The organism is Streptomyces plumbidurans (genome assembly GCF_019857225.1).
Taxonomy (GTDB): domain Bacteria; phylum Actinomycetota; class Actinomycetes; order Streptomycetales; family Streptomycetaceae; genus Streptomyces; species Streptomyces plumbidurans.
This window is the reverse complement of sequence record NZ_JAFJSY010000054.1, coordinates 37,748-61,618: the sequence shown is the minus strand read 5'-3', so window position 1 is coordinate 61,618 and position 23,871 is coordinate 37,748. Positions and strand designations below refer to the sequence as shown.

Here is a 23,871-nt window from a genome sequence, read left to right as displayed (position 1 = left end):
CCGGTCAGCGTGAGAGCGTGGCGACGGCCTCGGCGTGGACGCCGGGCGCGGCGGCCAGCAAGCTCTCGCTCTGCGGGGTCCAGCGGCGGCCCTCGGCCTCCGAGATCCGTCCGCCGGCCTCGGTGACGAGCAGCGCCCCGGGCAGCAGATCCGCGCGGGCGCCGGCGAACTGCCAGAAGGCGTCGATCCGGCCGGCGGCCACGTTCACCAGGTGCAGGGTCGCGGGCACGGAGGTGCGGACGACGAGCGCGTCGAAGAGCATCGCGGTGATCGAGGAGCCGACGCGCCGTACGACCTTCTCGTCCTCCTCCGGCCGGGCCTGGCTGGTGGCCACGATGCTCAGGCCGAGTTCCGCGGTCCGGGAGACGTGCAGCGGCCGGCCGTCGAGGTGGGCGCCCGCGCCGGTGAGCGCGGTGTAGGTCTCGCCGGTCAACGGCAGGTGGACCGCGGTGAGCACCGGCTGGTTCTCGCGCACCAGGGTGGCGGTCACCGCCCAGTCCGGCAGGGCGTGCAGGTGGTTGATGTTGCCTTCGGCCGGATCCACGACCCACCATTCGCCGGGCGGCAACGCCCCGCCGTCCAGCTCCTCCTCCACCCAGCGGGCGTCCGGGCGCAGGCGCGTGAGGCGGGGGCGCAGGATGTCGAGAGCCGCGTCGTCGTTGACGGCGAGCGCGCGCGTCAGTTCTTCGCGGGACTGGTAGCGGACCACCTCGCCGAAGCGCTCGCGCAGCGCCGAACCGGCCGCGCGCACGGCGCTCGCGGTCTGGTCGAGCAGGTCGGCGTCGGAGGCGGCGACGTCGGCGGTCCGAGCTATTTCGGACATGGTGAACTCCCTTGCGAACAGCAGGTGTTGGGACCAATCGGCCGGGGTGTGCGCGTCGCGTTCAGCGCTCTGGAATCGACGGTATCCACCCCCTTGATTAACATCAAATGCATGTAAAGAACGGCTAGGATTACTCACATGCAATTGGATCTGAATCTGCTGGCAGCGCTCGACGCGCTGCTGGAAGAGGGCAGTGTGGCCGGGGCCGCCGAACGCATGCATGTCACCGCCCCCGCGATGAGCCGGAGCCTGGGTCGCATTCGGCGCACGACCGGGGATCAGATCCTGGTGCGCACCGGGCGCACGATGACGCCGACGCCATACGCGCTCGGCGTCCGGGAACAGGTGCACGAGCTGCTGCAGCAGGTCCAGGGGGTGCTGGCACCGAGCCGTGAACTCGATCTGTCAACGTTGGAGCGCACCTTCACCCTCCGCTGGCACGACTCGCTGGTCGCCTTGAGTGGCCCTGCACTGCTGTCGGCCGTGCGTGAAGCGGCGCCGGGCGTGCGATTGCGCTTCGTGGCGGAATCGAGCATCGACACCCCCGAGTTGCGGCGCGGCGAGGTGGACCTGGAGGCGAACGCCAACCGCCCGAGCGCACCGGACGTCCGTTGCGAGACCGTGGGCGAGTCCCGTCTCGTCGTCGTCATGAGGCAGGCGCACCCCCTCACCCGCGTCAGGACCGTCACCGCACAGCGGTACGCCGACGCCGAGCACGTCACCGTCTCGCGACGCGGGAACCTCAGCAATGTTGTCGACGCCGCCCTCGCCCGGCTCGGCCTCACCCGCCGCGTGGTGGCGACCGCGCCCACGGAACCGGCCGCGCTGGAGTTCGCGCGCGGCTCCGACCTTCTGGTCAGCGTCCCCCAAGCCACCACCCACTCACTGGTCGCCGACCTGGGCCTGGTCGTACTCCCCCTCCCGCTCGAACTCCCGCCCGCACCCGTATACCTGTCATGGCATCAGCGCTACGACACCGACCGCGCCCACGCCTGGCTCCGCGGGCTGGCGCGAACCGCGCTGGCGAGGGCGCCGGCAACGTCGTAGCCGGCACGGCGCAACCTCAGTGCCGTACGGCCGTGAAGGCGCGGCGAGACCCACGCCAGCAGACCTACGCGGGTTGTGCGCAACGGGACCAGGGTGGTTTCCCCATCGGTGATGAGCGTAGTGAGGTCAGGCGCCCATTCGGGGCGGCGATCCACTCCTGCGGCTTGTTCAGCGCGACGTAGGTGTGCAGTACGGCGTCGGCCTCGCGATGGCCGAGGATCCCCTTGCCGGTGGTGACGGCGAAAAGGGAACCGTCGCCGGTGGCCTTGGCCGCTGCGGGGTGGCGCCGGTCGGCGTCGTACAGGTAGGTCTCGATGAACGACGTGCCGACGTACTCGGGCTTCGGGGCTTCGCATCGGAGAGCAGCGGCCGGACCCTCGACCAGGCGCCCGTCCGCGCCGACGAGGAGGCCGGTCGCCACGGTCGACCCGAGTCGATCAGGATGCGGCGCAGGTCTCCGCGCAGCACCTGATCGATCAGCCGCCGCTCTTGCGGCGGAACGACCGCTGGCCGGCGACCGGGCCGTGCGCGGCACGGATCTTTGACCCATCGGCGTGTGCAGCTGACTCGGCGCCATCAGCCTGGAGGCCACGCTTGCGGGCGAGGGCTTCCCGGAACTTGCGCTTGAGGTCGTAGTTACCGTCTTCGTCGGGCGTGAGAGCGCCCGTCTCGGTGTCGGCCGGCTCTGTGCCTTCTGGCGATGCAGACTCTTCGGTCATGACGGCCTCCTGGATCCCGGGATGAGAAGCACAGCTTGTCACACCCTGCGCAGCCCACTGCCACAGCCAGAAATTCCCACACTGGCGAGATTGCGTTCCGCCCGTGGGAAACCCCTCAGAAAACCCGTCACCGGCACCACAGCACTCACCCCCCGGCAAGCCCGGAGAACGCTTCGGTCGTGAGCTTCTGCAGCTCGGCGGGCGGGACGTCACGCAGATGCTGTGTGAGCCCCCACCGATGGCCGAACGGGTCGAGCAGCTGGCCTTCTCGCTCGCCCCAGAACGTATCGCTCAACGGGCGGATCACCGCGGCCCCGGCACCCACGGCCCGCTGCCAGGCGGCGTCGACATCGTCGACATGCAAGTAGATCGCACCGTAGGTTCCGCCGAAGTGCTGCGGCCCGAAGGACTCCAGTTCAGGGAACTCGTCGGCCAGCATCAGGGTGAGCGTCCCGATGCGGAGCTGGACGTGGATCAGCCGGCCGCCGGGAACCACCAGCCTGGTGAGTTCGGTGGCTCCGAAGGCTTGTTGATACCAGGCGGACGCCTCGTCCGTGCCGCGGGCGGTCAGGTGGAGGGTATGGGCGTTGAGCGACATCGGTGCTTCCTCTCCGAGATCCGAGTGATCCGGTCCACCGCTCGACGTCCTTGCAGCGGGAGTTGTCAGGCTCGACGGGTCGACGCGCACCTCAACTGCCCCATGAACGCAGCTTGTCCGGGTTGCGGATCGCCCAGATACGCCGGATGCGGTCCTCGCCGATGTCGAACGCGTACACGGTCAGCACCTGACCCCCGTTCACAGCTACGAGGCCCGGCTGGCCATTGACGGTCCGCTCAAGGAGATCGAGCCGACCCGCCAGCTCCGCCAGGTGTACCAGGAACTCCGCGACTCGGAGGTGGCCCTGGACAGGCACCGGCGAGGCCATCGCGCGACCGCCGCCGTCGGCGATGGCGACGACCGACGGGTCGAGGAGCCGTACCAAAGCATCCACGTCCTTGGCCTGCCACGCCTGCCGGAACTCACCGACGATGGCCGAACGCCCCGGCGCCCCGGCTTCGCGGGTGCGGGCAGCGGCCACGCGCCGACGCCCCGACGAAGCCAGTTCACGACAGGCACCCGGCGTGCGGCCGACGATCTCGGCGACCTCGTTGAACGGCACCCGGAACACATCGTGCAGCATGAACGCGACCCGCTCGGCCGGCGTCATCGAGTCGAGCACGACCAGGAACGCCATCTCGACGGACTCGTCCAACGTGATGTGGTCGGCGGGGTCCGTCGCCGTGGATCCGTGGGAGAGCGCGCTCCACTCGGCGCGCGCAGGCAGTGGCTCCGGAATCCACTCACCGACGTAGCGCTCCCGGCGCATACGCGCCGAACGGAGCTGGTCCATGCAGATCCGACTCACGACAGTGTTCAGCCAGGCTGCGGGATTCGCGACAGCGGTCCGGCGCTCGGCAGGCTGTGCGAACCAGCGCGCGTACGCCTCCTGGACGGCATCCTCCGCCTCGGTCAGCGAGCCGAGCAGCCGGTAGGCGAGATTGGCGAGGTTGCGCCGCTCCGACATGAGCGGCTCGTCCTCATCACCACGCGCCAAAGCACCCTCATTTCCGCCTGTGCTGTCCATCCGGTCAGTGCCCTTCGCTCGCCACGTACGCATCGTCCCGCGAGATACGACGAATCAGGCGCCGCCGATGTCAGGGGGCGAGGACGACGGCGGCTCGACTCGACTCGACTCGGCTCGGCTCAGCTGAGCTCCTGACGATCGAGGCCGCTGCCGCGTCGGTGTGGGTGTGGGTGTCCGTGCCTGTGTCGGTGTGGGCACACCCGCCTACTGCATCGGCCGACCACAACGGCGACCGCATGTCTGTGGTTCGCCCCGATTCGCAACAGGAGAATGCGACATGACCAAGATCGGCATCATCATCGGCAGCACCCGTCCGGGACGGCTCGGCGCGCAGGTCGCCGCGTGGGTCCACGACGTCTCGACGTCAAGGTCGGACGCCGAGTTCGAGCTCGTCGATCTCGCCGAGTTCCGCCTTCCGCTCTTCGATCAGACCCTTCCACCCGCCATGGGCGGAACCGGAGGCCCCGAGGCGCAGGCCTGGGTGCGCACGATCGACGCGTACGACGGATTCGTGTTCGTCACGCCGGAGTACAACAACCAGCTCCCCGCGGCCCTCAAGAACGCCATCGACTTCGTCTACACCGGCTGGGCCAACAAGGCCGCCGGAATCGTCTCCTACGGCGTCGCCGGCGGCACCGGGTCCGCGGCCCAACTGCGGCAGATCTGCGGTCTGCTCGGACTCGCCGACGTGCCGGCCCAGGTCTCCCTCCACCTGGCCGCGGACTTCGAGAACTACTCGGTGTTCGCTCCGAACGACTCCAGGGCTCGCTCGCTGGAGGACCTGCTGGACCGTGTCGTCGCCTGGACCGAGGCACTCGAACCTGTGCGTAGCGCCCACCCGGCGCCCGTCGCCTGAGCTGCCGCACCTGCGGGACAACCGATGCAAACCAGAAGAGAGACGACCAGCCATGCCTCATCTCACCGTCCACGCTCTCGAGCCTCAGCTCACCGGCCACGAGAACGACCTCAGCGCCCGCCTCACGGATGCGGTCACCTCCGTCTACGGCGAGTGGGCTCGCAGCCTCGTGGTCGTACGACTCGTCGGCCTCGCCGTCGGCCGCTGGGCCGTCGGAGGGGTTGCCCGCCACGAAGTGGGGCCGACCGTGACGCTCGCCATCCGGGACAAGGCGCTGGCCGGGCCCGACGGCCCGGACATCGCGGCCCGGCTCGTCGCAGCAGTGACAGACGCGGTCGCCACGGCGCTCGGCGAGCAACATCGCGACGCGATCGTCGTCGACCTGGTGACCACGCGCGACGAACGCACCGCCGTCGGCGGGCGACTGGTGAGCGAGGCGGCGACAAGCGAACGGGACGAGCTGCAAGACCGCATCGAGATCGACGCGCTACGCGCTCACTTCACAGACGCCGCCATGATGAACGACCACGACCGACTTGCCTCACTCTTCACACCCGACGGCGTCGTCCGGATTCCGGCCGCCGGCATCGAGGCCGCCGGCCGCGACAGCATTCGGACGCTCGGGCAGCAACGCGAGTCCCACTTCGAGGTCTTCGTCCAGACGACCCACTCAGGGGTCACCTTGCTCTCAGGAGACACCGCGACCGGCCGCGCCCATCTCTCCGAAATCATCTGGATGCGTGACGGCACCTCACACCTCAACTACGGGATCTACCACGACCGTTACGAGCGCACCCCGGAGGGCTGGCGCTTCACTGAACGCGCCTACGAGATCCGCTATCTCGACTCCACCCCTCTCGCCGGGCGGCCTGGCGGATCCGTCACGGATCACGGACCGTCGCATCCCGCGCAGAACTCGCCGCCCAAGAAGTGAGCGGCCGGCCACCGCCGCGCGAGCAAGGTGCCCAGAGACGTCAACACGTAGGAAGTGGGTCGGCAGCCCTGCTTCGCGCACGGTCCGCCGGGTTCTCGCGGGGATAGAGGCGAGCGGCTGGGGAACGGCTTGTTGACCGATCCGCCGGCACGCGGCCGGCCTCACCGGGGCACACCACCACGGCGCCTGCCCCGGCGGGGGACGTGGCGCGCGGTCGCCCCCCCCACCAGGCGGACGCAGTCAGCGTCGGGCGAGCGTCTTGCCTGTCTCGCGGGCTGCGGCGAGTGCGTCGGTGTGCAGCTGTGCAGCGAGGTCTCGCAGGCTCTCCATGCCGGGCGCGGTGGCGGCCAGGGTCAACTCTCGCTTGATGACGGCCAGATCGGCCTCCCAGACGTCGGCGAGGATCCGCTGCAGGTAGGGGGTGGAGTGGTCCCAGCCCTCACGGGGGGTGCCGGGCCCATAGCCGCCTCCCAACGAGGTGACCAGCACGGTCGGTGTGTCCTTGAGCAGCGGGGTGGTGGGGCCGGCGCCCGCGATGACGAGGTCCACCCAGGCCTTGAAGTGCTGGGAAACGCCGTAGTTGTACAGCGGGACGGCCACGACCGCAGCGTCCGCGTTCTGCACCTCCTCGGCGAGCGCCGCACCCAGGGCGAGCGCCTCGCGTTGGGCCGGGGTCCGCTCCCCTTCAGGGGTGAAGCCCGCGGTCGTGGCGAGTGTCCAGGCGTCAGCGGGCAGCGTGTCGGTACCGAGGTGGCGCCGGGTCACCGTGGCTCCAGGGTGCGCCGCGGTCCACTCGGTCTCGATGATGTCGGCGATCTCGGCGGTGGTGGAGGCGCTCGGCAGGATGCTGGCATCCAGGCGGAACAGATTCATGGTCGTGATCCCTCGGTAGAAGCAGTAATCCACGGATGGGTCGTGCGAGTCGTGCGGGACGTGCCATGGATGTGGCAATGCGACAGGCCAAGGGCCCGGCGTGCCGCAGCCTCAGCATAAACGGACTTTACCCCGCTTCATAGTCGTGCCTGTAAGTTGATCCTGTGGATCGCCCCGTAGTGCCCTTCGGAAAACCGCGCGCCGAACGCGCCGACGCGGTGCGCAACCGCGAACACCTGCTCAAAACCGCCCGCGAGATGCTCGCGGAGTGCGGCGCGGACAAGGTCACCATGGACGGCCTCGCCGAACGCGCCTGCCTCGGCAAGGGCACCGTCTTCCGCCACTTCGGCACCCGAGCCGGCATCTTCCGGGCGCTGCTCGACGCGGACGAGCGGCGGTTCCAAGAACAGGTGATGTCCGGGCCACCGCCCCTGGGGCCGGGCGCCGAGCCCATCGACCGTCTCATCGCCTACGGCCGCGCCCGCATCGCCTTCCTCCTGGACCACCACGTCATCGCGCGGGCCGCACTCGACCGCAATCAGCCCGCCCCGGTCGGCGACCCTTCGGTGACCCAACTCCACATCCGCGTACTGCTCCAGCAAGGAGCACCGATGCCGAACATCGCCGGCGTCGCGATCCAGCTCACCGCCGCCCTCGAGGGCCCCCTGCTGCTCTACCTCTCGCGCCCCGACACCGACGCGAACGAAACGGCGGAGATCTACGACCTCCTGGCCGACGCCTGGCAAACGCTGATCGAACGCCTGACGCGGTGATCCTCCAGGCCGCAGGGTTTTCGATCCAAGTGGTACACCAACGCCGGGTGTTGGGTTGATGCACGGGTCGGTCAGCGCACGTGCGGGCGGGGGTTCCGGGACCCACGCCTGCCAGCGCATGGCGGCTTCCTCGCTGTTCAAGCCGGTGGCCGATGACCAGAGCCAGAACGAGAGCGGGTCGCCACCGAGGGGCAGGCGGTCGACCTGGAGGCTGATCAACATGCTTTCGCATGATGGGGAGTTCGCTGGTGTGGTCGTTCCACGCGGAGCGGGTGGTCAGGCGGGGTGGATGCCGTCCCAGACCATGGCACGGGCGGTGCCGTACCGGTCGGTGACCTGCACGGCTGCCGCGTCCAGCCGACCCCAGGTCTCCGGCTCGGCGAAGCGGAACACCTTGCCACGCTTCGGCTGACGCCCAGAGCGCGCCGACGAGCACACACCGCGTCACCCCTGACTCGGCATCACCCCTGCCTGGGCATCACCCCAGCCCCCCACTGTCGGCAGCGCCAGTCATGATGTGGCGGGTGCGTTCGCGTAGCAACTGGTGTGTGCGGTCATGGTGGTTGCGGGGGTGCCATGCCATGCCGATGGTCAGGTGCGGCAGGGGCAGAGGGATGGGGAAGGTGCGCAGGCCGAGTGTCTCCAGCATTGGCCGGCCGAGTCCCAGCGGCGCCACGCTGACGACGTCGGTCTGGCGGGCCAGGAACAGGGCGGTCGCGACAGTGGGGACCACGGCGACCACGCGCCGGCTCAGGCCCAGTTCGGCGAGCCGTTCGTCGATCGGTCCGTGCGCCCGACCGCGCCGGGACACGACGATGTGATCGGTCCCGGCGAACCGTCGCGGTGTGACGGTCTTCGCCCTCGCCAGCGGATGTTCCGGGCGTACGACACCGATCAGCGTCTCGGTCAGCAGGGTTTCCGAGTGGATCTCCGGGTCCCAGGGCCGCACGAGACCGATCTCCAGATCGACCAACCCCTCGCGCAGGGCCGGGGTTTCCTCGATGGTCTCCGGCCGCAGGCGCAGCGAGATGCCGGGCGCCCGGGCCCGTAGGTCGTCGAGGAGGGGCGGGATGAAGGTGGTGGACAGCATGTCGTTCACCTGGAGGTCGAAGGTGCGCACGGCGGTGCTGGGATCGGCGGTGCCGGACGGCGCGAACAGCGCCCGCGCCCTGGCCGCCACCGCGTGCACCTCCCCCCGTAGTTCCAGCGCGCGAGGCGTGGGCACGAGGTCGCGTCCGGCGCGTACGAGGAGCGGGTCGTCGAAGGCGCGACGCAGCCGGGCCAGGGCTCGGCTCATCGCGGGCGGTGACGTGTGCAGGCGTTCCGCGGCCCTCGTCACGCTGTTTTCGGCAAGAAGCGCGTCCAGGGCCTCGATCAGGCTCAGATCGGCATGGTCCATCCCTGGATTATCAGCTGCGAAAAGAGTCCCTATCAAGATTGCACTGGTGTCAATCGGCTCTGGTTCGTAGCGTCGGAGGCATTCGACGACCCCAGGAGGACGCCATGGACACCCACACCTGCCCACCCTCATCTCGCCACTGCGAGCACCATGACTCCAGCCGTCGCAACGCCGGCGCGATCACGGGAGCGCTGTGATGCGCGCGGTCGTGATCGGTGCCGGGATCGTGGGCCTGACGACCGGGCTCGCGCTGCGCCGGGCCGGGTTCGAGGTAGTGATCTGTGAGCGCGCGCCGGAGATCCGCGCGGCCGGTGCCTCGCTGGGGCTGTGGGCGAACGCGCTGGCGGTCTTCGACGATCTCGGCGTAGGAGAGCAGGTGCGCAATATCGGCGCACCCACCGAGATGCACTTCCACGATCCGGCCGGAAGCCTGCTCGACACCCCTGGCTACGGTCCCGAGGACCATCAGTACCTGCTGGTCCACCGGGCCAAGCTCAACGATCTGCTCGCCGACGCCGTCGGGCGGGACAACATCCGCTTGTCCAGCGGCTTCACGGCGTACGAGGAGCACGCGGACCACGTCACGGTCCACCTGTCCGACGCCGTCAGCCTGGACGCCGATGTGCTCGTCGGGGCGGACGGGGCGCACTCGGCGGTGCGCGCCCAATTGGTACCGGGCGCTGCGGCACAGAAGCACGCAGGTCACTACTCCTGGCGGGCCGTCATCCCGGACGCCGCCGGAACGGTGACCGAGGACCGGTTGATCCTGGGCACCAACGGCTGCCGCGGCGGCTACGTACGCACCCACGACGGCAGCGTCTACTGGCTGGTGAACCAGTTCAACTCGCCTTCACCCATGGGCAGTTCGAAGCAGGAGGCGTTGGAAAGGATCGTGCACCTTGAGGACGGTGGGCGGGACGGGACCATGGCCCGGCTGATCGCGGCCACGCCCGAGGAGCGGGTCCTGCACCACCAGGTCATGCTGGTGCCGCCGCTCCCCCACTGGGCCTCCAGGCGGGTCGTTCTGGCCGGGGACGCGGCGCACGCGATGTCTCCGCACATCACCGCCGGAGCGACCCTGGGCATCGAGGACGCCGCCCTGCTCGGGCACCTGCTCGGCGCCGGCCGCGACGTACCCGCTGCACTGGCCGCCTACGAGACCGTACAGATCCCGCACTACGCCCACGTCGCGCGCCTGTCCGCGGCCGTCGAACACGCGCCCACACCGCAGGAGTTCGCGCGGCATTACGTCGCCTTCAGCCACTGGATGATCACTCGACAACAGCCCACCATGCGCCCCTCCCATTGACACACCCCTCCCAGCGCCACGACCGCCGTCCAGACACACAAGTGGGGTCGGCCCCCTGGCCGACCCCACAGGAACCAGACGCCGCCTCGTCAGTCCTGCTCGTACTGGGCCAGCGCTAGCCCGAGACCGAAGAACGTAGGCGCCCACTCACCCACGAAGATCCCCCACCGGTCGGCGCGATCCGTCCCCGCTGCCTCTCCCTTGACCGACGCCGTCCACGACAAGAACGACAGCCCGATCGAGACAACCGCAGCCGTGTAGGCGTGATCACTGCGCAAACCCGCCTCGTGCAGCTTCTGAATGACCATGATCAAACTCCTCCGAAGGGAGATCTGCAGACAGTCCCACCATCACCCCCACCAGCCACCCCCGCTCACCCCGTACCGCCAAACGGGTGACCCCGGGGCCCGCCCGACATGACCTCGCGACGGGCAGAAGCAGGCGGCACTGCAAAAGTCCGTCGATTTGTGAGCTGCATCATACGAAAGGGGCCGGAGCAGGCGGAGACTCGTAAAGAGATTGTGCGCGGCGGAGCGTGTTCCCAGTGATCACGGTTCCGGGTGGCGCCGGGGTCCTGGACGGGGTGGGCAGCTCGACCGCCGGTCATGAGGACATCATCGTCGGTTCTTCTTCAGAGGAGGAGAACGATGGACGTGACATTCGCCCCCTCGGTATTTCCGCCGCTGGCGCTCGGCTTCTTCGGCCTCGGCACCGGCTATCTGATCTACGGTCCGCACGAATTGTTCGGCTATCCACCGAAGAGCGATGCGGTGAACCGGGGGCTCGGGGTCTGGGGCATCTGGATGCCCGGCCTGTGCCAGCTCATCACGGGAATGATCCTGTTCGTCGGGCTCACCTGGCTCCAGGTATTCGCGAAGGAACCGCCGCTGTACATGGCAGCGCTGGCGTTCTCGGCCTACGGCATTCACTGGTTCGCGATCGGCTGGAACCGGTATCGCGGCAATGATCCACGCACCAACGCAGGCATGTGCGTCGCCTTCATGGTGATCTCCGCGATGGGCGCGACAGTTTTCTTCAAGGTTGCCGACTGGCCGGTCGGCCTGCTCTTCCTGGGACTGTTCGCGATCTACTTCTTCGACCTCTTCGCCTCGGTCGGACTCGCGATCGGAGAACGCGCGTTGGGACTCTTCCACATCGCGACCGGCGGTTGGCTCATGTATCTCGCGTACGCCGCCACGGTCAACTTCACCCTCGGATATCACTGGTCCGTATGAACAAAGAGGCGGTCATCGGTCATGGCTGAGCAACCGACTCGTCCGACCGGCACGAGCCCTGCGGCGGGGAACGCTCCGCCGGAGTCGGAACCGATGTCGTCAGGTCCCAAGAAGTCCAGCGTCGGAATTCACGGCATCGTCGAATCCGCGCACTACTCCCTGGAGGAAATGGGTCCGAGGCGGAGTCTGCAAACGCTCTTGTCGGTGAACCACGTGGACGGCTTCGACTGCCCCAGCTGCGCATGGGGCGACCCTGATCCCGAGCACCGTAAGAGCGCGGAGTTCTGCGAGAACGGCGCGAAGGCCGTCGCCTGGGAAGCCACCCGCAAACGCGTCGACGCGTCCTTCTTCGCCCAGCATCCCATCTCCGACCTGCGTGAACGGGACGGTCACTGGCTGGAGGCACAGGGCCGCCTCGCCCAGCCGATGCATCTCGCGCCAGGCGCCACTCACTATGCGCCCATCAGCTGGGACGATGCGCTGATGCTGACGGCTGAGCGCCTGCGCGGGCTGGCCGATCCCGATCGCGCCGTGTTCTACACCAGCGGTCGGACGAGCAACGAGGCCGCCTTCCTCTACCAGCTGCTGGCACGCCGATTCGGCACCAACAACCTGCCCGACTGCTCGAACATGTGCCACGAATCGAGCGGCGCGGCCCTGGCCGAGACGCTCGGCATCGGCAAAGGCCTGATCACCTATGCGGACATCACCGACCACGCCGACCTGATCATCATCGTGGGCCAGAATCCCGGCACCTGCCATCCCCGCATGCTCACCGCACTGGAGCAGGCCAAACGACGCGGTGCGCGCATCATCGCGGCCAACCCCCTCCCCGAGGCGGGCTTCGGCCGCTTCCACAACCCGCAGACCGGCCGTGGCCTGGCAGGCCCTGGTACGCAGCTCGCCGATCGTCACCTCCCCGTGCGCATCAACGGCGATCTGGCTCTCTTCGCAGGACTGAACCGCGCACTGATCGAGCGGGAGGACGCCCGGCCCGGCTCCACCCTCGACCGCGACTTCATCGACCGTTACTGCGACGGCTTCGAGGCAGCCGCGGCCGCGTGGCGCGCGCTGGACTGGTCGGAGATCGAGACGCTGAGCGGTCTGTCCCGCGGCACGATCGAGGACTGTGCCGCTGATGTGCTCAGGGCCGACAGCGTGATCGTCTGCTGGGCGATGGGACTCACCCAGCACCGCAACGCGGTGGCCACCATCCGCGAGGTCGTCAACTTCCTTCTGCTGCGGGGCAATATCGGCCGTCCCGGCGCCGGCCCCGCCCCGATCCGCGGTCACAGCAATGTCCAGGGCGATCGCACCATGGGCGTCTGGGAGAAGATGCCGGACGCGTTCCTGGACAGGCTCCGCGACGAGTTCGACTTCGAACCGCCCCGCGCCCACGGCCTGGACACCGTCGATTCGATCAAGGCGATGCGCGACGGCACCATCGATGTGTTCATCGGGCTCGGTGGCAACTTCGCCTCGGCCACCCCGGACACGGACGTCACGGAGGCCGCCCTGCGCGGCTGCGCCCTCACCGTCCATGTCGCGACGAAACTGAACCGGACCCATGTGTGCCACGGCACCGAGGCCCTGCTCCTGCCCTGTCTCGGCCGCACGGAACGCGATCGGCAGGCCACCGGCGAGCAGTTCGTCACCGTGGAGGACACCATGGCCATGGTCCACGCCTCACGCGGACGCCTCCTTCCCGGATCTCCGCACCTGCGCAGCGAGGTCGCGATCATCGCCGACCTCGGGCACACGCTGTTCGGCGAGGACCTCGGCTGGCACGCCATGCGCGACGACTACGCCCTGATCCGCCGTCACATCGAGCACGTCGTCCCGGGATTCCATGCCTTCGAGCAGCGGGTCCGGCAACCCGGCGGCTTCATGCTGCCTCGCCCACCACGCGACTCCCGCACCTTCCCCACCTCGACCGGGAAGGCCCGCTTCACCGTCAACCCTCCGACGGCACACGAAGTCCCGCCAGGGCACCTGCTGTTGACGACGGTACGGTCGCACGACCAGTTCAACACCACCGTCTACGGCCTCGACGACCGCTACCGCGGCATCAAGGGCGGGCGACGCGTCGTCTTCCTCAACCGGGACGACCTGCGCGACCTCCACCTGGGCGACGGTGACCTGGTCGACCTGATCAGCGTCAACCCCGACGGTGAGCGCCGCGCCCCCGGCTTCCGCGCCGTCCGCTACCCCACACCCCGCGGCTGCGCCGCCGCCTACTTCCCGGAAACGAACGTACTGGTCGCCCTGGACGCCACGGCCGAGACGAGCAACACCCCGACGACGAAGTCCATCCTGATCCGAGTCGAGCCGAGCAGAGCCCGGTAGTCGACGCCGAAGCCTCTCAGATCCCGCCGAGGCCGTGGTGCATGTGGTCGGCGATCCAGGCGGTGTACTCGCGCTCGCTCCAGCCGCACACCCGGACCAGGGACCTGTAGTGGGAGGGATCGTTGAACATCCAGACGACGTCCACAGCGCGATCGTGGTCGAGGCACGGCGGGCCGGAGACGAGCGCCTCGACGCGATCGATCACCATGGCGGCTCCGGCACGTCGGTTGCGCTGCATCGTCTCCCACAGGTCGGCCGGCTCGGGATCTGCGTCAGCGGCCTGGCGCACCACCTCGAAGATCTCCGCGGCCCGGGCGCCGATGATCCGGCAGACCTCGGCGTAGGCGTCCAGGACGGCCCGAGGGCTGTCGGCCTCCCACACGGGCCGGAACCAGGGGCGCTCCGCCACCGGCACGGGCTCGTCGTCGCCCGCCAGTGCCTGGTCCACCACCTCGCGCAGCAGAGCGGCCTTGGAGCCGAAGGCGGCGAAGACGGTCGGCCGTGCCACCTCGGCGTCCGTGGCGATGTCGGCGAGGGAAGTGGCCGTATAGCCACGGTCGACGAAGAGCCGGTTCGCTGCCGCGACGATCGCCTGCCGGGTCCGCCGGGCCTGCTGGTCGCGCAGCCGTGAGTCATATCGGCGCCGCCCGGGGCCGGCCGAACTGCTGTTGACGCCCATGGCAGACCATACTAACGTCATATTCACTAGACGATGTCTTTCCAATGTGGGAGGCGACCATGTCAGTCGTCAACCGCCCCTATCTCCTCGGGCGTGCGGAGGGCCGGGCTCTGTGGTTCCTCGGCAGCCTCGTCACCGTCAAGGCCACCGGAGCGCAGACCCATGACCGGCTCACCGTGGCGGAATTCCTCAACCCCGCCGGCTTCGCGCCACCCCTGCACCGGCACCTGGAGGAGGACGAGATGTTCTACGTCCTTTCGGGCACCGCCCGCTTCCAGTGCGACGGTGAGGAACTCACCGCGGGCCCAGGGGACTTCGTGCTTCTGCCGGCCGGTCTGCCGCACACGTTCGTCGTCGGCTCCGTGGAGCCGTTGCGCTGCCTCCAGTTGACGACCCCGTCCGGCTTCGAGGATTTCGCCGCCGACGTCGGCGCCCCCGCCCTCGAGCGCCGCCTCCCCGACCCGGGTCCCATCGACCCCGCGGCCCTCGGGCACGCCGCAGCCCGCCACGGCATCGAGATCCTCGGTCCGCCGCCGACCACCTCGCCGCCGGCCGGCGCCGGGACGGCGTAGGTTCGCTCGCCTCCGTGCGGTCGGCGACCCCGACACCCACAACTGCGCCGGCCGGGCTGTCCGCCCATCAGGAGGTGTGTGTATCCCGGACCTGAACCGCGCCGCTCGGCCGTCGGCCACTCGCCCCCAGTGCCGTTCGCAAGGCCCAAGGGGTCGCCGCTGCCCAGGCCTGAGGCGAGCAGGAGTGGGGGTAGGGCACGGGTCGGCGGGTGGCGGCCCTGTCGTAGCCGGCCAGGACCTCCGGCAGGCGGTAGTCGTTCTGGGCGGCCACCGCAACGAGGCCCTGGGCGACCGTGTGTGCCTCGTCGTCGAGTCCGTGGCGTGCCAGGCCGAGCACGATCAGGGCGTTGTCGTGCGGCCAGGCGCTGCCGCGATGGTAGGACAGCGGATGGTACGGCTTCTGTCCGGCGGCCAGGGTGCGGATCGCCCAGCCGGAGAAGAAGTCCCCCTGCAGGAGGCGCTGTCCGACCCGGCGGGCATGCTCGTCGTCGAGGATGCCCGACCACAGCAGGTGCCCCGCGTCCGAGGCCAGGGCGTCGACCTTGTGGCCGTGGCCGTCCAGGGCCAGGGCCGGGAAGTCGGCGGCCGGCATCCAGAAGTCGCTCAGGAAGCGGCTGCGCAGCTCCGCGGCGATGTGCCGCAGGCGGTGCGCGTAGACCTCGTCGTGCCAGACGTCGGCGGCCAGTTGGGCCGTGCGCTCCAGGGCGTCGTAGGCGTAACCCTGTGCTTCCGAGACGGCGATGGGGCCTTCGGCCTGTGTGCCGTCGGTGAAGCAGATCGCTCCTGCGGAGTCCTTCCAGTTCTGGTTGATCAGGCCGTTGGGGTCGGGTTCGTAGACGAGGTAGCCGTGTCGGTCGAGGCCGCCGTCGGTGAGCATCCACTCGACGGCCAGTCGGGCGTGCTGCTCCAGCCGTAGCGCGAGGGCCGGTTCGCCGGTCGTCTCGTAGTGGGCGTGGAGGAGGACCAGAAAGAGCGGTGTCGCGTCGACGGCGCCGTAGTAGCGGCCGTAGGGCACTTGGCGGAAGTGGGCGAGTTCGCCGTGGCGGGTCTCGTGGACGATGCGGCCTGGCTGTTCACCGCTTTCCGCATGGTGGGAGCGGCCCTGAGTGGCGGCGAGTGCGCTCAAGGTCGCGGCGGCCGTCTCGGGGCGGTACGGCAACAGGAAGTACGACGTCAGCAGTGAGTCGCGGCCGAAGAGGGTCAGGAACCAGGGGATGCCGGCCGCGGGTACGTGGACCTGCTCGCCGTCGACGCCGGTGACGGCGATGGTGAGCAACTCCAGGTCGTGCAGACCCCGTTCACAGGCTCGCGTCAGGTCGTCGGTGGCCGGGGTGGCCTGGTGCACCGGTCGAGGTGAGGTGGGGGCCGCGTCCGGCATGCCGTGCGGGTGGGCGCGGACGGTGAGGTGGAGTTCGGCCTCTGCGTGTGCGGCCAGTGCCAGCTCCCAGCTCAGGACCTGGGCGCTGCCGGGTGCGTCCTTGACGGCGGTCGGGGTCGGCTCGGCCGTGACGGTGGTGTGGGAGTGCCAGTCCTCACGCCGGTAGTCGAAGTGCAAGCCCTCGGCGGTCCTGCGGATCTCGTGGTGGGCGCCGGGTTTGGCGTAGTGGCGGTCGTCGGCGCGCAGTTCGAAGAGGTCGGCGAAGTCGGCGTCGACGGTGAGGTCGACGCGGGCGGTGACGGGATCGGGCCGGTTGCTGACCAGCCGCAGGCGTTCCGTCAACGTCCCGGCCGTCACGGTCTGTTCGCGGAAGACGGTGTAGGCGGGCGGGTTGTCGCGTGTGCCCTGCGGGGTGAGGACACAGGTGGCCGTGTCGTCGGTGTCGGCCGTTGCGGGCACCAGGGCGGCCGGTTCTGCGCCGTCGACGGTCAGCTGCCAGCGGCTGAGGTGGCGGGCGTCGCGCAGGAACAGTCCGTCGGGTGCCGTGCCCCGCGTACCACTGATGCCGCCCCCGACGTCGAGGCGGGCGAAGGTGGCGTCCCGCACCAACTGGACGTGGGCATCGGCCGGGCTCATGGGGTGGGCTCCTCGAACTCGGCGCACAGAAGGTCGAGCGTGAGCGCGGCGGTCCACGAGAAGTGCCGGGCGCCGCGCGGACGGCCGGTCGCGGGGTCGACGTACTCGGCGAACCCGGTGGCGCCTGCCTCGGTGACGAAGGCCGACCGCAGGGCTGCGGCCTGTGCGTCCAGGGCGTGGGTGCGCAGGCCTTGGTGGATCAGCCAGGCGGTGTTGAACCAGGCGGGTCCGCGCCAGTAGCGGTGCGCGTCGAAGGCGTGGCCGCGCAGGTCGTAGCTGGGGGCCAGGCCGGTGGCCGGTGCGGTGAAGCTCGGGCCGGTGAGGGTGTCGAGCAGGCGGTCGACGATGTGGGGTGGCAGGTCCGGGACGAGCAGCGGGACGAGTCCGCTGACGCTGCGCTCCTCGACCAGGGCGTCCGTCGTGACGTCACGGGCGCGGAAGATGCCGGCCCGCTCGTCCCACAGTCGGGCGACCAGGCGCCGGGTGAGCGCTTCGGCGCGTGCGGTGTGCACGGTGGCGTCGGCACCCGTCTCGCGTGCCATGGCGGCCAGGGCTCGTTCGCTGACGATGAGCAGGGCGTTGAAGCAGGGGTCCTCCACGGCGAAGTCGAACCGGGCCGCCCCGTCGTCGTAGCCCGCGTCACGGTAGTCGGCGGCGAGGCGGACGTAGCGGCCGTAGTCGAGATCGGTGGGCCGGTCGGCGGGGTGGCCGTGGTCGAGGTCCGCCCGCTGGAAGGCGTCTCGCGGGGCCGGCTCGATCCGGCGCAGTGCCTCGTCCCAGCAGGGGCTGTTGTCCATGCCGGGCTCCCAGGGGTGGACCACCGCGGCCAGACCGGCGCCGCCGAGGTCGCGGCGGGCCAGGAGGTAGTTGTGCCAGGCCGACAGGCGTGGCACGACCCGGTGGAGGAAGCTCCGCCTGCGGGACTCGGCCGGGTCCGCGCGGTGTACGAGCCAGGCGGCCAGCGCATGCACCGGGGGCTGGACGATGCCGGAGGTCTCGGCGGCCGCCGGTGCGCCCGCGGACCGGCCCGCGGCGGAGGAGCGCCAGAAGTCGGGGCTCGGGAAGTAGGCGTCGTAGGGCAGGGCCGGGTTGAAGACGATGTGCGGGATGCGGCCGTCGGCCCACTGTCCGGCCAGCAGGGACTCCAGTTCGCGCTGGGCGCGGCGTGCGGAGAGGTGGCGCAGGCCGATGGCGATGAACGCGGAGTCCCAGCTCCACTGGTGCGGGTAGAGGGTGCGGGAGGGAACGGTGGAGGTGCCGGTCCAGTTGTCGATCAGGACCCGCGCCGCACCGCGCCGCAGTGTCAGGGCCGCGGCGTCGGTGGGCGCGGGCCGGTCCAGGAGGGACTTCACGCGCCGGACCTCTTGAGGAACGCGGGGACGGAACGGACGGCCTCGACGGGGTCGCCCGTCAGCCGGCATTCGAGGGCGAGGTGGCCGTCGTAGCCGATGGTGTGCAGGGCGCCGAGCCAGGCGGGCCAGTCGAGGTGGCCCGCGCCGGGCTGGAAGCGGTTGGAGTCGGAGACCTGGGCGTGTCCGATGAGGTCGGCGTGCGCGAGGATCGCGGCCGCGGGGTCGGCCTCCTCGATGTTCATGTGGTAGCTGTCGATGCCGATGCGGATCGAGTCGAGGCCGGTCGCGCGGATCAGGTCGGCGGCCTGCTCCAGGCGGTTGACCATGTGGTCCTCGTACCGGTTGAGGGGCTCCAGGAAGAGGGTGACGCCTTCCTTGCGGGCGTGTTCGCCCAGTTCGGCGAGACCGGTCAGCAGTACGTCGCGGTCCTCGGCCTCGCTGCGCGGGGGTTCGAAGGGTGGCAGGCGGCGGGAGAACATGCCGTACGAGGCCGGGGTCTGCGCGCCGCGGCCGCCGATCTCGGCGATCACGGTGAGCTGGGACTTCATCTGGTCGATGGCGTCGCGTCGCAGGTCGGTGTCGAAGGCGCCGAAGAAGTGCAGCATGTCGACGCAGACGGTGGGCATGACGACGCCGTCCTTGTGTGCCTGGCGCAGCTCGTCGAGGCGGGAGGCGAAGTGCTGGTCGCCCTTGCCGCGCAGTTCGATGGCGTCGTAGCCGGCTTCCTGGGCGAACTCCCACTTGGCCTGCAGGGTGTCTCCGGGCAGGAGTTGTTCCTGCGCCGCGGTCTTGAGCATGTGAGGGTGCCTTTCGAGGTTCAGAATTCCAGCACGACCTGCAGCGCGTCGGCCGGGCGCTCGTCGAGCAGCACGTAGGCGTCGGCGGCTTCGGCGACCGGGACGACATGGCTGACGAGACCGGTGACGTCCACCTGTCCCTCGGCGACCAGGCGCAGGAAGGTCTGCTGGAGGCGTTCCACGCTCCAGCGGTGGGACAGCTGCGGGGGCACGCCGCCGATCTGTGAGCACACGAGCTGGACGCGGTTGTGATGGAACTCGTCGCCGAGGCGCAGGCCGATGCCGTCGCCCTGGTAGAAGCCGGAGGCCACGACGCGGCCGCCGGCGGCGACCGAGCGCAGCGCCTCGTGCAGGGCGGGGTAGGCGCCGCTGATCTCGATGGCCAGGTCCGCGCCGAGACCGCCGGTGGCCTCGCGGATGCGTTCGGCGACGGCATCGGTGCGGGCGTTGAGCGTGTGCTGCGCGCCGTAGTGCTTGGCGGTCTCCAGTCGGCCGTCGAGGGCGTCGACGGCGGTGACCCGGGCGCCGTTGAGCTGGGCGAGGCGAGTGGTGAGCAGTCCGATGACGCCCTGCCCGAAGACGGCGACGTCCTCGCCGAGGTGGATGTCACCGGCCAGGACGGCGTTGTAGGCGATGGCGCCGACGCGGGCGAAGGCGCCCGCCAGCGGCTCGAGACCGGCGGGCAGGGTGTGGCCGATCATCCGCTCGGCCGGGACGATGCCCTCGCTGCGGTGGCCCCAGATGCCCCACACCAGGTCGCCCACGTCCGGAAGGCCGGGGGTGCCGGCCAGGTCGGGCGCGATGTCGACGACCTCGCCGACCTCCGAGTAGCCCCAGCCCGCGACGGGGTACTGGATGCCGGCGGCGCCGTCGCGGAACAGCCGCGCCTCGGGGTCCCAGGTGCGGGTCAGGTAGGGGTTGGTGCCGCGGTAGGCGGTGAGTTCGGTACCGGCCGAGATGCCCGAGTAGCGGGTGCGGACCCTCAGGTGTCCGGCGGGCAGTTCCGCTCCGACCTGCTCGGTTACCTCCACCTGGCGGGGGCCGGTGAATTGGACGACGCGTTCCACGGATGACTCCGGAAGGGTTGCGAGTGCGGTTGCGTCGACAATATCTGCAACTTATGTCTTGTCAACAAGCAAAAGTGATGCTGAGATGCGTGCGCAGTAGACGTAAGTCGGAACGAGGACATGCAATGCGCACCAGGAGCCGGCGATCAAGCGCGATCGCGGTGGGCATCACCGCAGCCCTGACAGCGGGGCTGCTCTCGGGCTGCTCCAGCAGCACGGGACCGGGAAAACCGGACAAGGAGATCACCGTCTGGTCCCAGGAGAACCTTCCGGACCGCGTCGCGGTCACTCAGAAGATCATCAAGGGGTTCGAGAAGAAGACCGGCATCAAGGTCCACCTCGTCGGGGTCGACGAGGGCCAGATGCCCCAACTGATCATGTCGGCCGCCGCGTCGGGCACACTCCCCGACGTCATCGGCGCCGCCCCCATGGGCCAGGTCTGGCAGATGTACAGCAACGGCCTGCTCAACACCACGATCCCGCGGCAGATCATCGGCGAGCTGGGCCGCAGGACCTTCAACGCCAACGCTCTGCAGCTCACCTCGGACGGCGGCACCAGCCTCGGCGTGCCGTCCGACGCCTGGCTGCAGCTGCTGGTGTACCGCAAGGACCAGCTCGACCAGAAGCATCTGCCGGTTCCCGACACCTACGCCAGGGCGACCGCCGCGGCCAAGGCACTCACCGCCCAGGGCCGGTACGGCATGTCGGCGGCCACCGACCCCAGTGACGTCTTCACCTCGCAGAGCTTCGAGAGCCTCGCCCTCGCGAACAACTGCCAACTCGTCGACGACCGGCACCAGGTCGCCCTGGACTCGCCCCAGTGCCGGACGGCGTTCTCCACCTACGACAAGCTCGCCCGCACCTACGGAGCCGCCGGTACCCAGACCGTGGACTCCACCCGCGCCACCTACTTCGCCGGGCAGTCCTCAATGATCATCTGGTCCTCGTTCCTGCTGGACGAGCTCGCCGGACTGCGCAAGGACGCGCTGCCCAGCTGCCCGCAGTGCAAGAAGGACCCGCGCTACCTGTCGGACCACAGCGGCATCGTCACCGCGATGAAGGGCCCCGACGCCGCGGAACCGGCCCAGTTCGGCGAGATCACCTCCTGGGTGACCACGAAGACGGCCGAGACCGCGGCCTCCCGCAAGTTCATCGAGTACATGATGGGCACGGGCTACGAGTCCTGGTTCGGCATGGCCCCCGAGGGCAAGATCCCCGTCCGCAACGGCACCGCCGCACAACCCCGGCGCTACCTGGACGCCTGGCGCCACAGCACGATCGGCGTCGACACCAAGAAGCCCTTCGACCAGGTGTACCCGCCGAGTCTGCTCAACCAGCTCGCGGCCGGCGTCAGCCACATGCGGCGCTGGGGCATCACGCAGGGCGAGGGAGCGCTCGTCGGCGCCACCAACGGCGAACTGCCCGTGCCCAAGGCCATCGGCGCCATGACCAGCGGGCAGACCTCCCCGTCCGACGCGGCCCGCCAGGCTGACGACGATGTCGCCGCCCTGCAGAAGTCCCTCCAGTAGCCGCCCGCATGCACGTCACAAAGGCCCACTCATGACAACAGCACCGACCGGCGCGCCCGAGCGCCGGGACACCAGCACCGGGTCCGCAAACCGGCCCGCCCGCCGCGGGCGCCGACCGATGACCGCGGGCCGCCGCGCCAACCGCGCGGGCCTGGCGTTCGTCTCCCCCACGTTCGTCGTGGTCCTCGTGGTGGTGATCCTGCCCATCGCCTGGACCGTCCTGCTCGCCTTCCAGCACGCCAAACTGGTCGACATCCAGGGCATGGGCCTGTTCGGCAACTGGACCCTGGACAACTTCACCCAGGTCTTCGGCTCGGCCGGCTTCTGGCAGAGCCTGACCACCACGCTCCTCTACACCGCGGGCGGCACCTTCGGCTCCGTCATCCTCGGCCTGATCGCCGCACTGGCCCTGCGCAAGCCCTTCAAGGGCCGCGGTCTGCTGCGCGCCGCGATGCTGCTGCCCTACGTCGCTCCCGTCGTCGCCGTCGCCTTCGTCTGGGAGGTCGCCCTCAGCCCTCAGTACGGCGTGGTCAACGACTGGGGCCGCCGCCTGTTCGGCTGGGACGACCCCATCGCCTTCCTGTCCACGCGGGAGTACGAAGTCGGCCTGCTCGGCGTGCACTTCGAGATCCCGCTCGCCCTGCTGACCGTCATCGCCTTCGAGTGCTGGCGCTACTTCCCCTTCGCCTTCCTGTTCATCCTCGCCCGGCTGCAGGCCGTTCCCGACGGCCTCGAGGAGGCCGCCCTCGTCGACGGCGCCACCCCCACCCAGCGCTTCCGACACATCCTGCTGCCCCAACTGATGCCCGTCTTGGCCCTGTTGTGCGTGCTGCGGTTCATCATGACCTTCAACAAGTTCGACGACGTCTACCTGCTCACCGGCGGCGGCGCCGGTACCGACGTCGCGGCCGTACGGGTCTACGACTTCCTCACCGCCCGCTACGACGTGGGCGCGGCCGCCGCACAGGCCCTGGTCCTGGCCGTCTCGCTGATGATCCTGCTGGGCTTCTACTTCAAGTTCTTCGCCAACAAGGTCCAGGAGGAGTCCTGATGACGCGCGCTCAGTTCGAGGACCGCCTCTTCGGTGTACTGCGCTGGGTCGTCATCGCCTTCCTCGCGGTGATCACCCTGCTGCCCTTCTACTACATGCTGCTGCTGTCGCTGAAGCCCATCGACGCGCTGCTGCTCGACCCCGGCTCACTGTGGGTGTCGACCAAGGACTTCACCCTGTCCACCTACCGCGACGTCCTGCGCTCCACCGACGCCGGCGGCCAGGGTTTCCTGAAGTTCCTGCTCAACTCCGCGCTGGTGTCCCTCGGCACGGTCGCCCTGACCCTGCTGGCCGCGGTGCCCGGCGCCTACGCCATCAGCCGGCTGAAGTTCTTCGGCCACCGGCAGGTCAGCGCGCTCTTCCTCGCCGTCTACCTCTTCCCGGCGACCCTGCTCGCCGTCCCGCTGTTCGTCATCTTCGCCAAACTGCACCTGTCCTCCAGCCTGGTCGGACTGGCCATCGTCTACGTCGCCCAGACCGTGCCGGTGTCGATCTACATGCTGAAGAACTACCTCGTCACCATCCCCTACACGATCGAGGAGGCGGCCGCGCTCGACGGCTGCAGCCGCCTGCAGACCGTCCGCAAGGTGATCCTGCCGCTCGCCCTGCCCTCCCTCATGGCCACCGGCCTCTACGTCTTCATGATCGCCTGGAACGAGTTCCTCTTCGCGCTCCTCTTCCTTGCCGCGGACCCGGACAAGTGGACGGTGTCACTCGGCCTCGCCCAGTTGTCCAACGGTGTGGAGGTACCCAAGACGGTCCTGATGGCCGGCTCCGTGGTGCTGACGATCCCCGTGGTACTTCTGTTCTTCGCGGCCGAACGCCTGCTCACCGAAGGTCTGACCAGCGGTGCCGACAAGAGCTGACAACC

Annotated in this window: 23 protein-coding genes and 2 pseudogenes; 11 read left to right on the top strand and 14 right to left on the bottom strand. The window is 69.5% G+C overall.

Annotation, left to right across the window (positions count from 1 at the left end):
- Positions 1-4: 4 nt before the first annotated feature.
- Positions 5-823: an inositol monophosphatase family protein gene (locus JYK17_RS28845; protein WP_222811507.1), complete on the bottom strand. Its 819-nt coding sequence runs from the start codon at positions 821-823 to the stop codon at positions 5-7.
- A 138-nt stretch (positions 824-961) separates the two neighbouring features.
- Here JYK17_RS28845 and JYK17_RS28840 point away from each other — a divergent pair, with 138 nt between their 5' ends.
- Positions 962-1,870: a LysR family transcriptional regulator gene (locus JYK17_RS28840; protein WP_222811506.1), complete on the top strand. Its 909-nt coding sequence runs from the start codon at positions 962-964 to the stop codon at positions 1,868-1,870.
- An 86-nt stretch (positions 1,871-1,956) separates the two neighbouring features.
- Here JYK17_RS28840 and JYK17_RS28835 read toward each other — a convergent pair.
- The 4 genes and pseudogenes from JYK17_RS28835 to sigJ form a co-directional block, all read right to left on the bottom strand.
- A pseudogene (locus tag JYK17_RS28835) lies at positions 1,957-2,300 on the bottom strand (FAD-dependent monooxygenase); the annotation flags it as partial.
- 46 nt (positions 2,301-2,346) lie between these two features.
- Positions 2,347-2,589 (bottom strand): DUF5302 domain-containing protein, encoded by a 243-nt coding sequence (locus JYK17_RS28830; RefSeq protein WP_108012606.1) that lies wholly within the window; start codon positions 2,587-2,589, stop codon positions 2,347-2,349.
- A gap of 145 nt (positions 2,590-2,734) precedes the next feature.
- The gene (locus JYK17_RS28825; RefSeq protein WP_222811505.1) at positions 2,735-3,187 is read right to left on the bottom strand and encodes a VOC family protein; all 453 of its coding nucleotides are present in this window, start codon (positions 3,185-3,187) and stop codon (positions 2,735-2,737) included.
- Positions 3,188-3,278: 91 nt separating this feature from the next.
- Positions 3,279-4,154, bottom strand: coding sequence for an RNA polymerase sigma factor SigJ (sigJ, locus tag JYK17_RS28820; protein WP_234547253.1), 876 nt, complete (start codon positions 4,152-4,154; stop codon positions 3,279-3,281).
- 337 nt (positions 4,155-4,491) lie between these two features.
- Here sigJ and JYK17_RS28815 point away from each other — a divergent pair, with 337 nt between their 5' ends.
- Both JYK17_RS28815 and JYK17_RS40760 read left to right on the top strand, forming a co-directional pair.
- Positions 4,492-5,070: an NADPH-dependent FMN reductase gene (locus JYK17_RS28815; protein ID WP_108012603.1), complete on the top strand. Its 579-nt coding sequence runs from the start codon at positions 4,492-4,494 to the stop codon at positions 5,068-5,070.
- A gap of 52 nt (positions 5,071-5,122) precedes the next feature.
- Entirely contained in the window at positions 5,123-6,004 is an 882-nt protein-coding gene (locus JYK17_RS40760) for a nuclear transport factor 2 family protein (RefSeq protein ID WP_234547255.1), read from the top strand.
- 240 nt (positions 6,005-6,244) lie between these two features.
- On the opposite strand, the gene JYK17_RS28805 is transcribed toward JYK17_RS40760, so the two are convergent.
- Positions 6,245-6,877, bottom strand: a complete 633-nt coding sequence (locus JYK17_RS28805) for an FMN-dependent NADH-azoreductase (protein ID WP_108012602.1) — start codon at positions 6,875-6,877, stop codon at positions 6,245-6,247.
- 164 nt (positions 6,878-7,041) lie between these two features.
- On the opposite strand from JYK17_RS28805, the gene JYK17_RS28800 reads away from it, so the two are divergent.
- Positions 7,042-7,650 carry a TetR/AcrR family transcriptional regulator gene (locus JYK17_RS28800; RefSeq protein ID WP_234547257.1) on the top strand — a complete coding sequence of 203 codons (609 nt, stop codon included), beginning with the start codon at positions 7,042-7,044 and terminating at the stop codon, positions 7,648-7,650.
- A gap of 99 nt (positions 7,651-7,749) precedes the next feature.
- Here JYK17_RS28800 and JYK17_RS41075 read toward each other — a convergent pair.
- Both JYK17_RS41075 and JYK17_RS28790 read right to left on the bottom strand, forming a co-directional pair.
- Positions 7,750-8,073 (bottom strand): annotated as a pseudogene (locus JYK17_RS41075) (NF041680 family putative transposase); the annotation flags it as partial.
- 55 nt (positions 8,074-8,128) lie between these two features.
- Positions 8,129-9,049, bottom strand: a complete 921-nt coding sequence (locus JYK17_RS28790; RefSeq protein WP_108012600.1) for a LysR family transcriptional regulator — start codon at positions 9,047-9,049, stop codon at positions 8,129-8,131.
- 196 nt (positions 9,050-9,245) lie between these two features.
- Here JYK17_RS28790 and JYK17_RS28785 point away from each other — a divergent pair, with 196 nt between their 5' ends.
- On the top strand, positions 9,246-10,358 hold the full coding sequence (locus JYK17_RS28785) for an FAD-dependent oxidoreductase (protein ID WP_222811504.1): 1,113 nt from the start codon (positions 9,246-9,248) through the stop codon (positions 10,356-10,358).
- An 89-nt stretch (positions 10,359-10,447) separates the two neighbouring features.
- On the opposite strand, the gene JYK17_RS28780 is transcribed toward JYK17_RS28785, so the two are convergent.
- Entirely contained in the window at positions 10,448-10,666 is a 219-nt protein-coding gene (locus JYK17_RS28780) for a hypothetical protein (protein WP_108012598.1), read from the bottom strand.
- A 339-nt stretch (positions 10,667-11,005) separates the two neighbouring features.
- On the opposite strand from JYK17_RS28780, the gene JYK17_RS28775 reads away from it, so the two are divergent.
- Complete coding sequence (locus JYK17_RS28775) at positions 11,006-11,593, top strand: hypothetical protein (protein ID WP_128804282.1); 588 nt, start codon at positions 11,006-11,008, stop codon at positions 11,591-11,593.
- A 21-nt stretch (positions 11,594-11,614) separates the two neighbouring features.
- The gene (locus JYK17_RS28770) at positions 11,615-13,939 is read left to right on the top strand and encodes an FdhF/YdeP family oxidoreductase (protein WP_372465321.1); all 2,325 of its coding nucleotides are present in this window, start codon (positions 11,615-11,617) and stop codon (positions 13,937-13,939) included.
- 16 nt (positions 13,940-13,955) lie between these two features.
- On the opposite strand, the gene JYK17_RS28765 is transcribed toward JYK17_RS28770, so the two are convergent.
- The gene (locus tag JYK17_RS28765) at positions 13,956-14,618 is read right to left on the bottom strand and encodes a TetR/AcrR family transcriptional regulator (RefSeq protein ID WP_222811502.1); all 663 of its coding nucleotides are present in this window, start codon (positions 14,616-14,618) and stop codon (positions 13,956-13,958) included.
- A gap of 59 nt (positions 14,619-14,677) precedes the next feature.
- Between JYK17_RS28765 and JYK17_RS28760 the strand changes: the two genes are divergently transcribed.
- Positions 14,678-15,190 carry a quercetin 2,3-dioxygenase gene (locus tag JYK17_RS28760; protein ID WP_108012920.1) on the top strand — a complete coding sequence of 171 codons (513 nt, stop codon included), beginning with the start codon at positions 14,678-14,680 and terminating at the stop codon, positions 15,188-15,190.
- Positions 15,191-15,257: 67 nt separating this feature from the next.
- Here the strand turns inward: JYK17_RS28760 and JYK17_RS28755 are convergent, their stop codons facing one another.
- The 4 genes from JYK17_RS28755 to JYK17_RS28740 are packed head-to-tail and all read right to left on the bottom strand — an operon-like array spanning position 15,258 to position 20,420.
- Positions 15,258-17,204 carry an amylo-alpha-1,6-glucosidase gene (locus JYK17_RS28755; protein WP_128804279.1) on the bottom strand — a complete coding sequence of 649 codons (1,947 nt, stop codon included), beginning with the start codon at positions 17,202-17,204 and terminating at the stop codon, positions 15,258-15,260.
- Positions 17,201-18,556 carry an MGH1-like glycoside hydrolase domain-containing protein gene (locus JYK17_RS28750; protein WP_222811501.1) on the bottom strand — a complete coding sequence of 452 codons (1,356 nt, stop codon included), beginning with the start codon at positions 18,554-18,556 and terminating at the stop codon, positions 17,201-17,203. The genes JYK17_RS28755 and JYK17_RS28750 overlap by 4 nt, the downstream gene beginning before the upstream one ends.
- On the bottom strand, positions 18,553-19,353 hold the full coding sequence (locus JYK17_RS28745) for a sugar phosphate isomerase/epimerase family protein (protein WP_108012592.1): 801 nt from the start codon (positions 19,351-19,353) through the stop codon (positions 18,553-18,555). The genes JYK17_RS28750 and JYK17_RS28745 overlap by 4 nt, the downstream gene beginning before the upstream one ends.
- 20 nt (positions 19,354-19,373) lie before the next feature.
- On the bottom strand, positions 19,374-20,420 hold the full coding sequence (locus JYK17_RS28740; protein WP_108012591.1) for a zinc-dependent alcohol dehydrogenase: 1,047 nt from the start codon (positions 20,418-20,420) through the stop codon (positions 19,374-19,376).
- A 125-nt stretch (positions 20,421-20,545) separates the two neighbouring features.
- Here JYK17_RS28740 and JYK17_RS28735 point away from each other — a divergent pair, with 125 nt between their 5' ends.
- From JYK17_RS28735 to JYK17_RS28725, 3 genes are read left to right on the top strand one after another with little or no spacing between them, the layout of a single operon-like run.
- A complete protein-coding gene (locus JYK17_RS28735) occupies positions 20,546-21,949 on the top strand; it encodes an ABC transporter substrate-binding protein (protein WP_222811500.1) in 1,404 nt (467 codons plus the stop codon).
- A 31-nt stretch (positions 21,950-21,980) separates the two neighbouring features.
- Complete coding sequence (locus JYK17_RS28730) at positions 21,981-23,000, top strand: carbohydrate ABC transporter permease (RefSeq protein WP_108012589.1); 1,020 nt, start codon at positions 21,981-21,983, stop codon at positions 22,998-23,000.
- On the top strand, positions 23,000-23,866 hold the full coding sequence (locus tag JYK17_RS28725; protein ID WP_016432751.1) for a carbohydrate ABC transporter permease: 867 nt from the start codon (positions 23,000-23,002) through the stop codon (positions 23,864-23,866). Before JYK17_RS28730 ends, JYK17_RS28725 begins: the two co-directional genes overlap by 1 nt.
- Positions 23,867-23,871 lie beyond the last annotated feature (5 nt).

Bases quoted from the DNA above. Each gene is read 5' to 3' on its own strand.
- JYK17_RS28845 (WP_222811507.1), bottom strand. From the start codon at position 823: ATGTCCGAAATAGCTCGGACCGCCGACGTCGCCGCCTCCGACGCCGAC.
- JYK17_RS28840 (WP_222811506.1), top strand. From the start codon at position 962: ATGCAATTGGATCTGAATCTGCTGGCAGCGCTCGACGCGCTGCTGGAA.
- JYK17_RS28830 (WP_108012606.1), bottom strand. From the start codon at position 2,589: ATGACCGAAGAGTCTGCATCGCCAGAAGGCACAGAGCCGGCCGACACC.
- JYK17_RS28825 (WP_222811505.1), bottom strand. From the start codon at position 3,187: ATGTCGCTCAACGCCCATACCCTCCACCTGACCGCCCGCGGCACGGAC.
- sigJ (WP_234547253.1), bottom strand. From the start codon at position 4,154: ATGTCGGAGCGGCGCAACCTCGCCAATCTCGCCTACCGGCTGCTCGGC.
- JYK17_RS28815 (WP_108012603.1), top strand. From the start codon at position 4,492: ATGACCAAGATCGGCATCATCATCGGCAGCACCCGTCCGGGACGGCTC.
- JYK17_RS40760 (WP_234547255.1), top strand. From the start codon at position 5,123: ATGCCTCATCTCACCGTCCACGCTCTCGAGCCTCAGCTCACCGGCCAC.
- JYK17_RS28805 (WP_108012602.1), bottom strand. From the start codon at position 6,877: ATGAATCTGTTCCGCCTGGATGCCAGCATCCTGCCGAGCGCCTCCACC.
- JYK17_RS28790 (WP_108012600.1), bottom strand. From the start codon at position 9,049: ATGGACCATGCCGATCTGAGCCTGATCGAGGCCCTGGACGCGCTTCTT.
- JYK17_RS28785 (WP_222811504.1), top strand. From the start codon at position 9,246: ATGCGCGCGGTCGTGATCGGTGCCGGGATCGTGGGCCTGACGACCGGG.
- JYK17_RS28780 (WP_108012598.1), bottom strand. From the start codon at position 10,666: ATGGTCATTCAGAAGCTGCACGAGGCGGGTTTGCGCAGTGATCACGCC.
- JYK17_RS28775 (WP_128804282.1), top strand. From the start codon at position 11,006: ATGGACGTGACATTCGCCCCCTCGGTATTTCCGCCGCTGGCGCTCGGC.
- JYK17_RS28770 (WP_372465321.1), top strand. From the start codon at position 11,615: ATGGCTGAGCAACCGACTCGTCCGACCGGCACGAGCCCTGCGGCGGGG.
- JYK17_RS28765 (WP_222811502.1), bottom strand. From the start codon at position 14,618: ATGGGCGTCAACAGCAGTTCGGCCGGCCCCGGGCGGCGCCGATATGAC.
- JYK17_RS28760 (WP_108012920.1), top strand. From the start codon at position 14,678: ATGTCAGTCGTCAACCGCCCCTATCTCCTCGGGCGTGCGGAGGGCCGG.
- JYK17_RS28755 (WP_128804279.1), bottom strand. From the start codon at position 17,204: ATGAGCCCGGCCGATGCCCACGTCCAGTTGGTGCGGGACGCCACCTTC.
- JYK17_RS28745 (WP_108012592.1), bottom strand. From the start codon at position 19,353: ATGCTCAAGACCGCGGCGCAGGAACAACTCCTGCCCGGAGACACCCTG.
- JYK17_RS28735 (WP_222811500.1), top strand. From the start codon at position 20,546: ATGCGCACCAGGAGCCGGCGATCAAGCGCGATCGCGGTGGGCATCACC.
- JYK17_RS28730 (WP_108012589.1), top strand. From the start codon at position 21,981: ATGACAACAGCACCGACCGGCGCGCCCGAGCGCCGGGACACCAGCACC.
- JYK17_RS28725 (WP_016432751.1), top strand. From the start codon at position 23,000: ATGACGCGCGCTCAGTTCGAGGACCGCCTCTTCGGTGTACTGCGCTGG.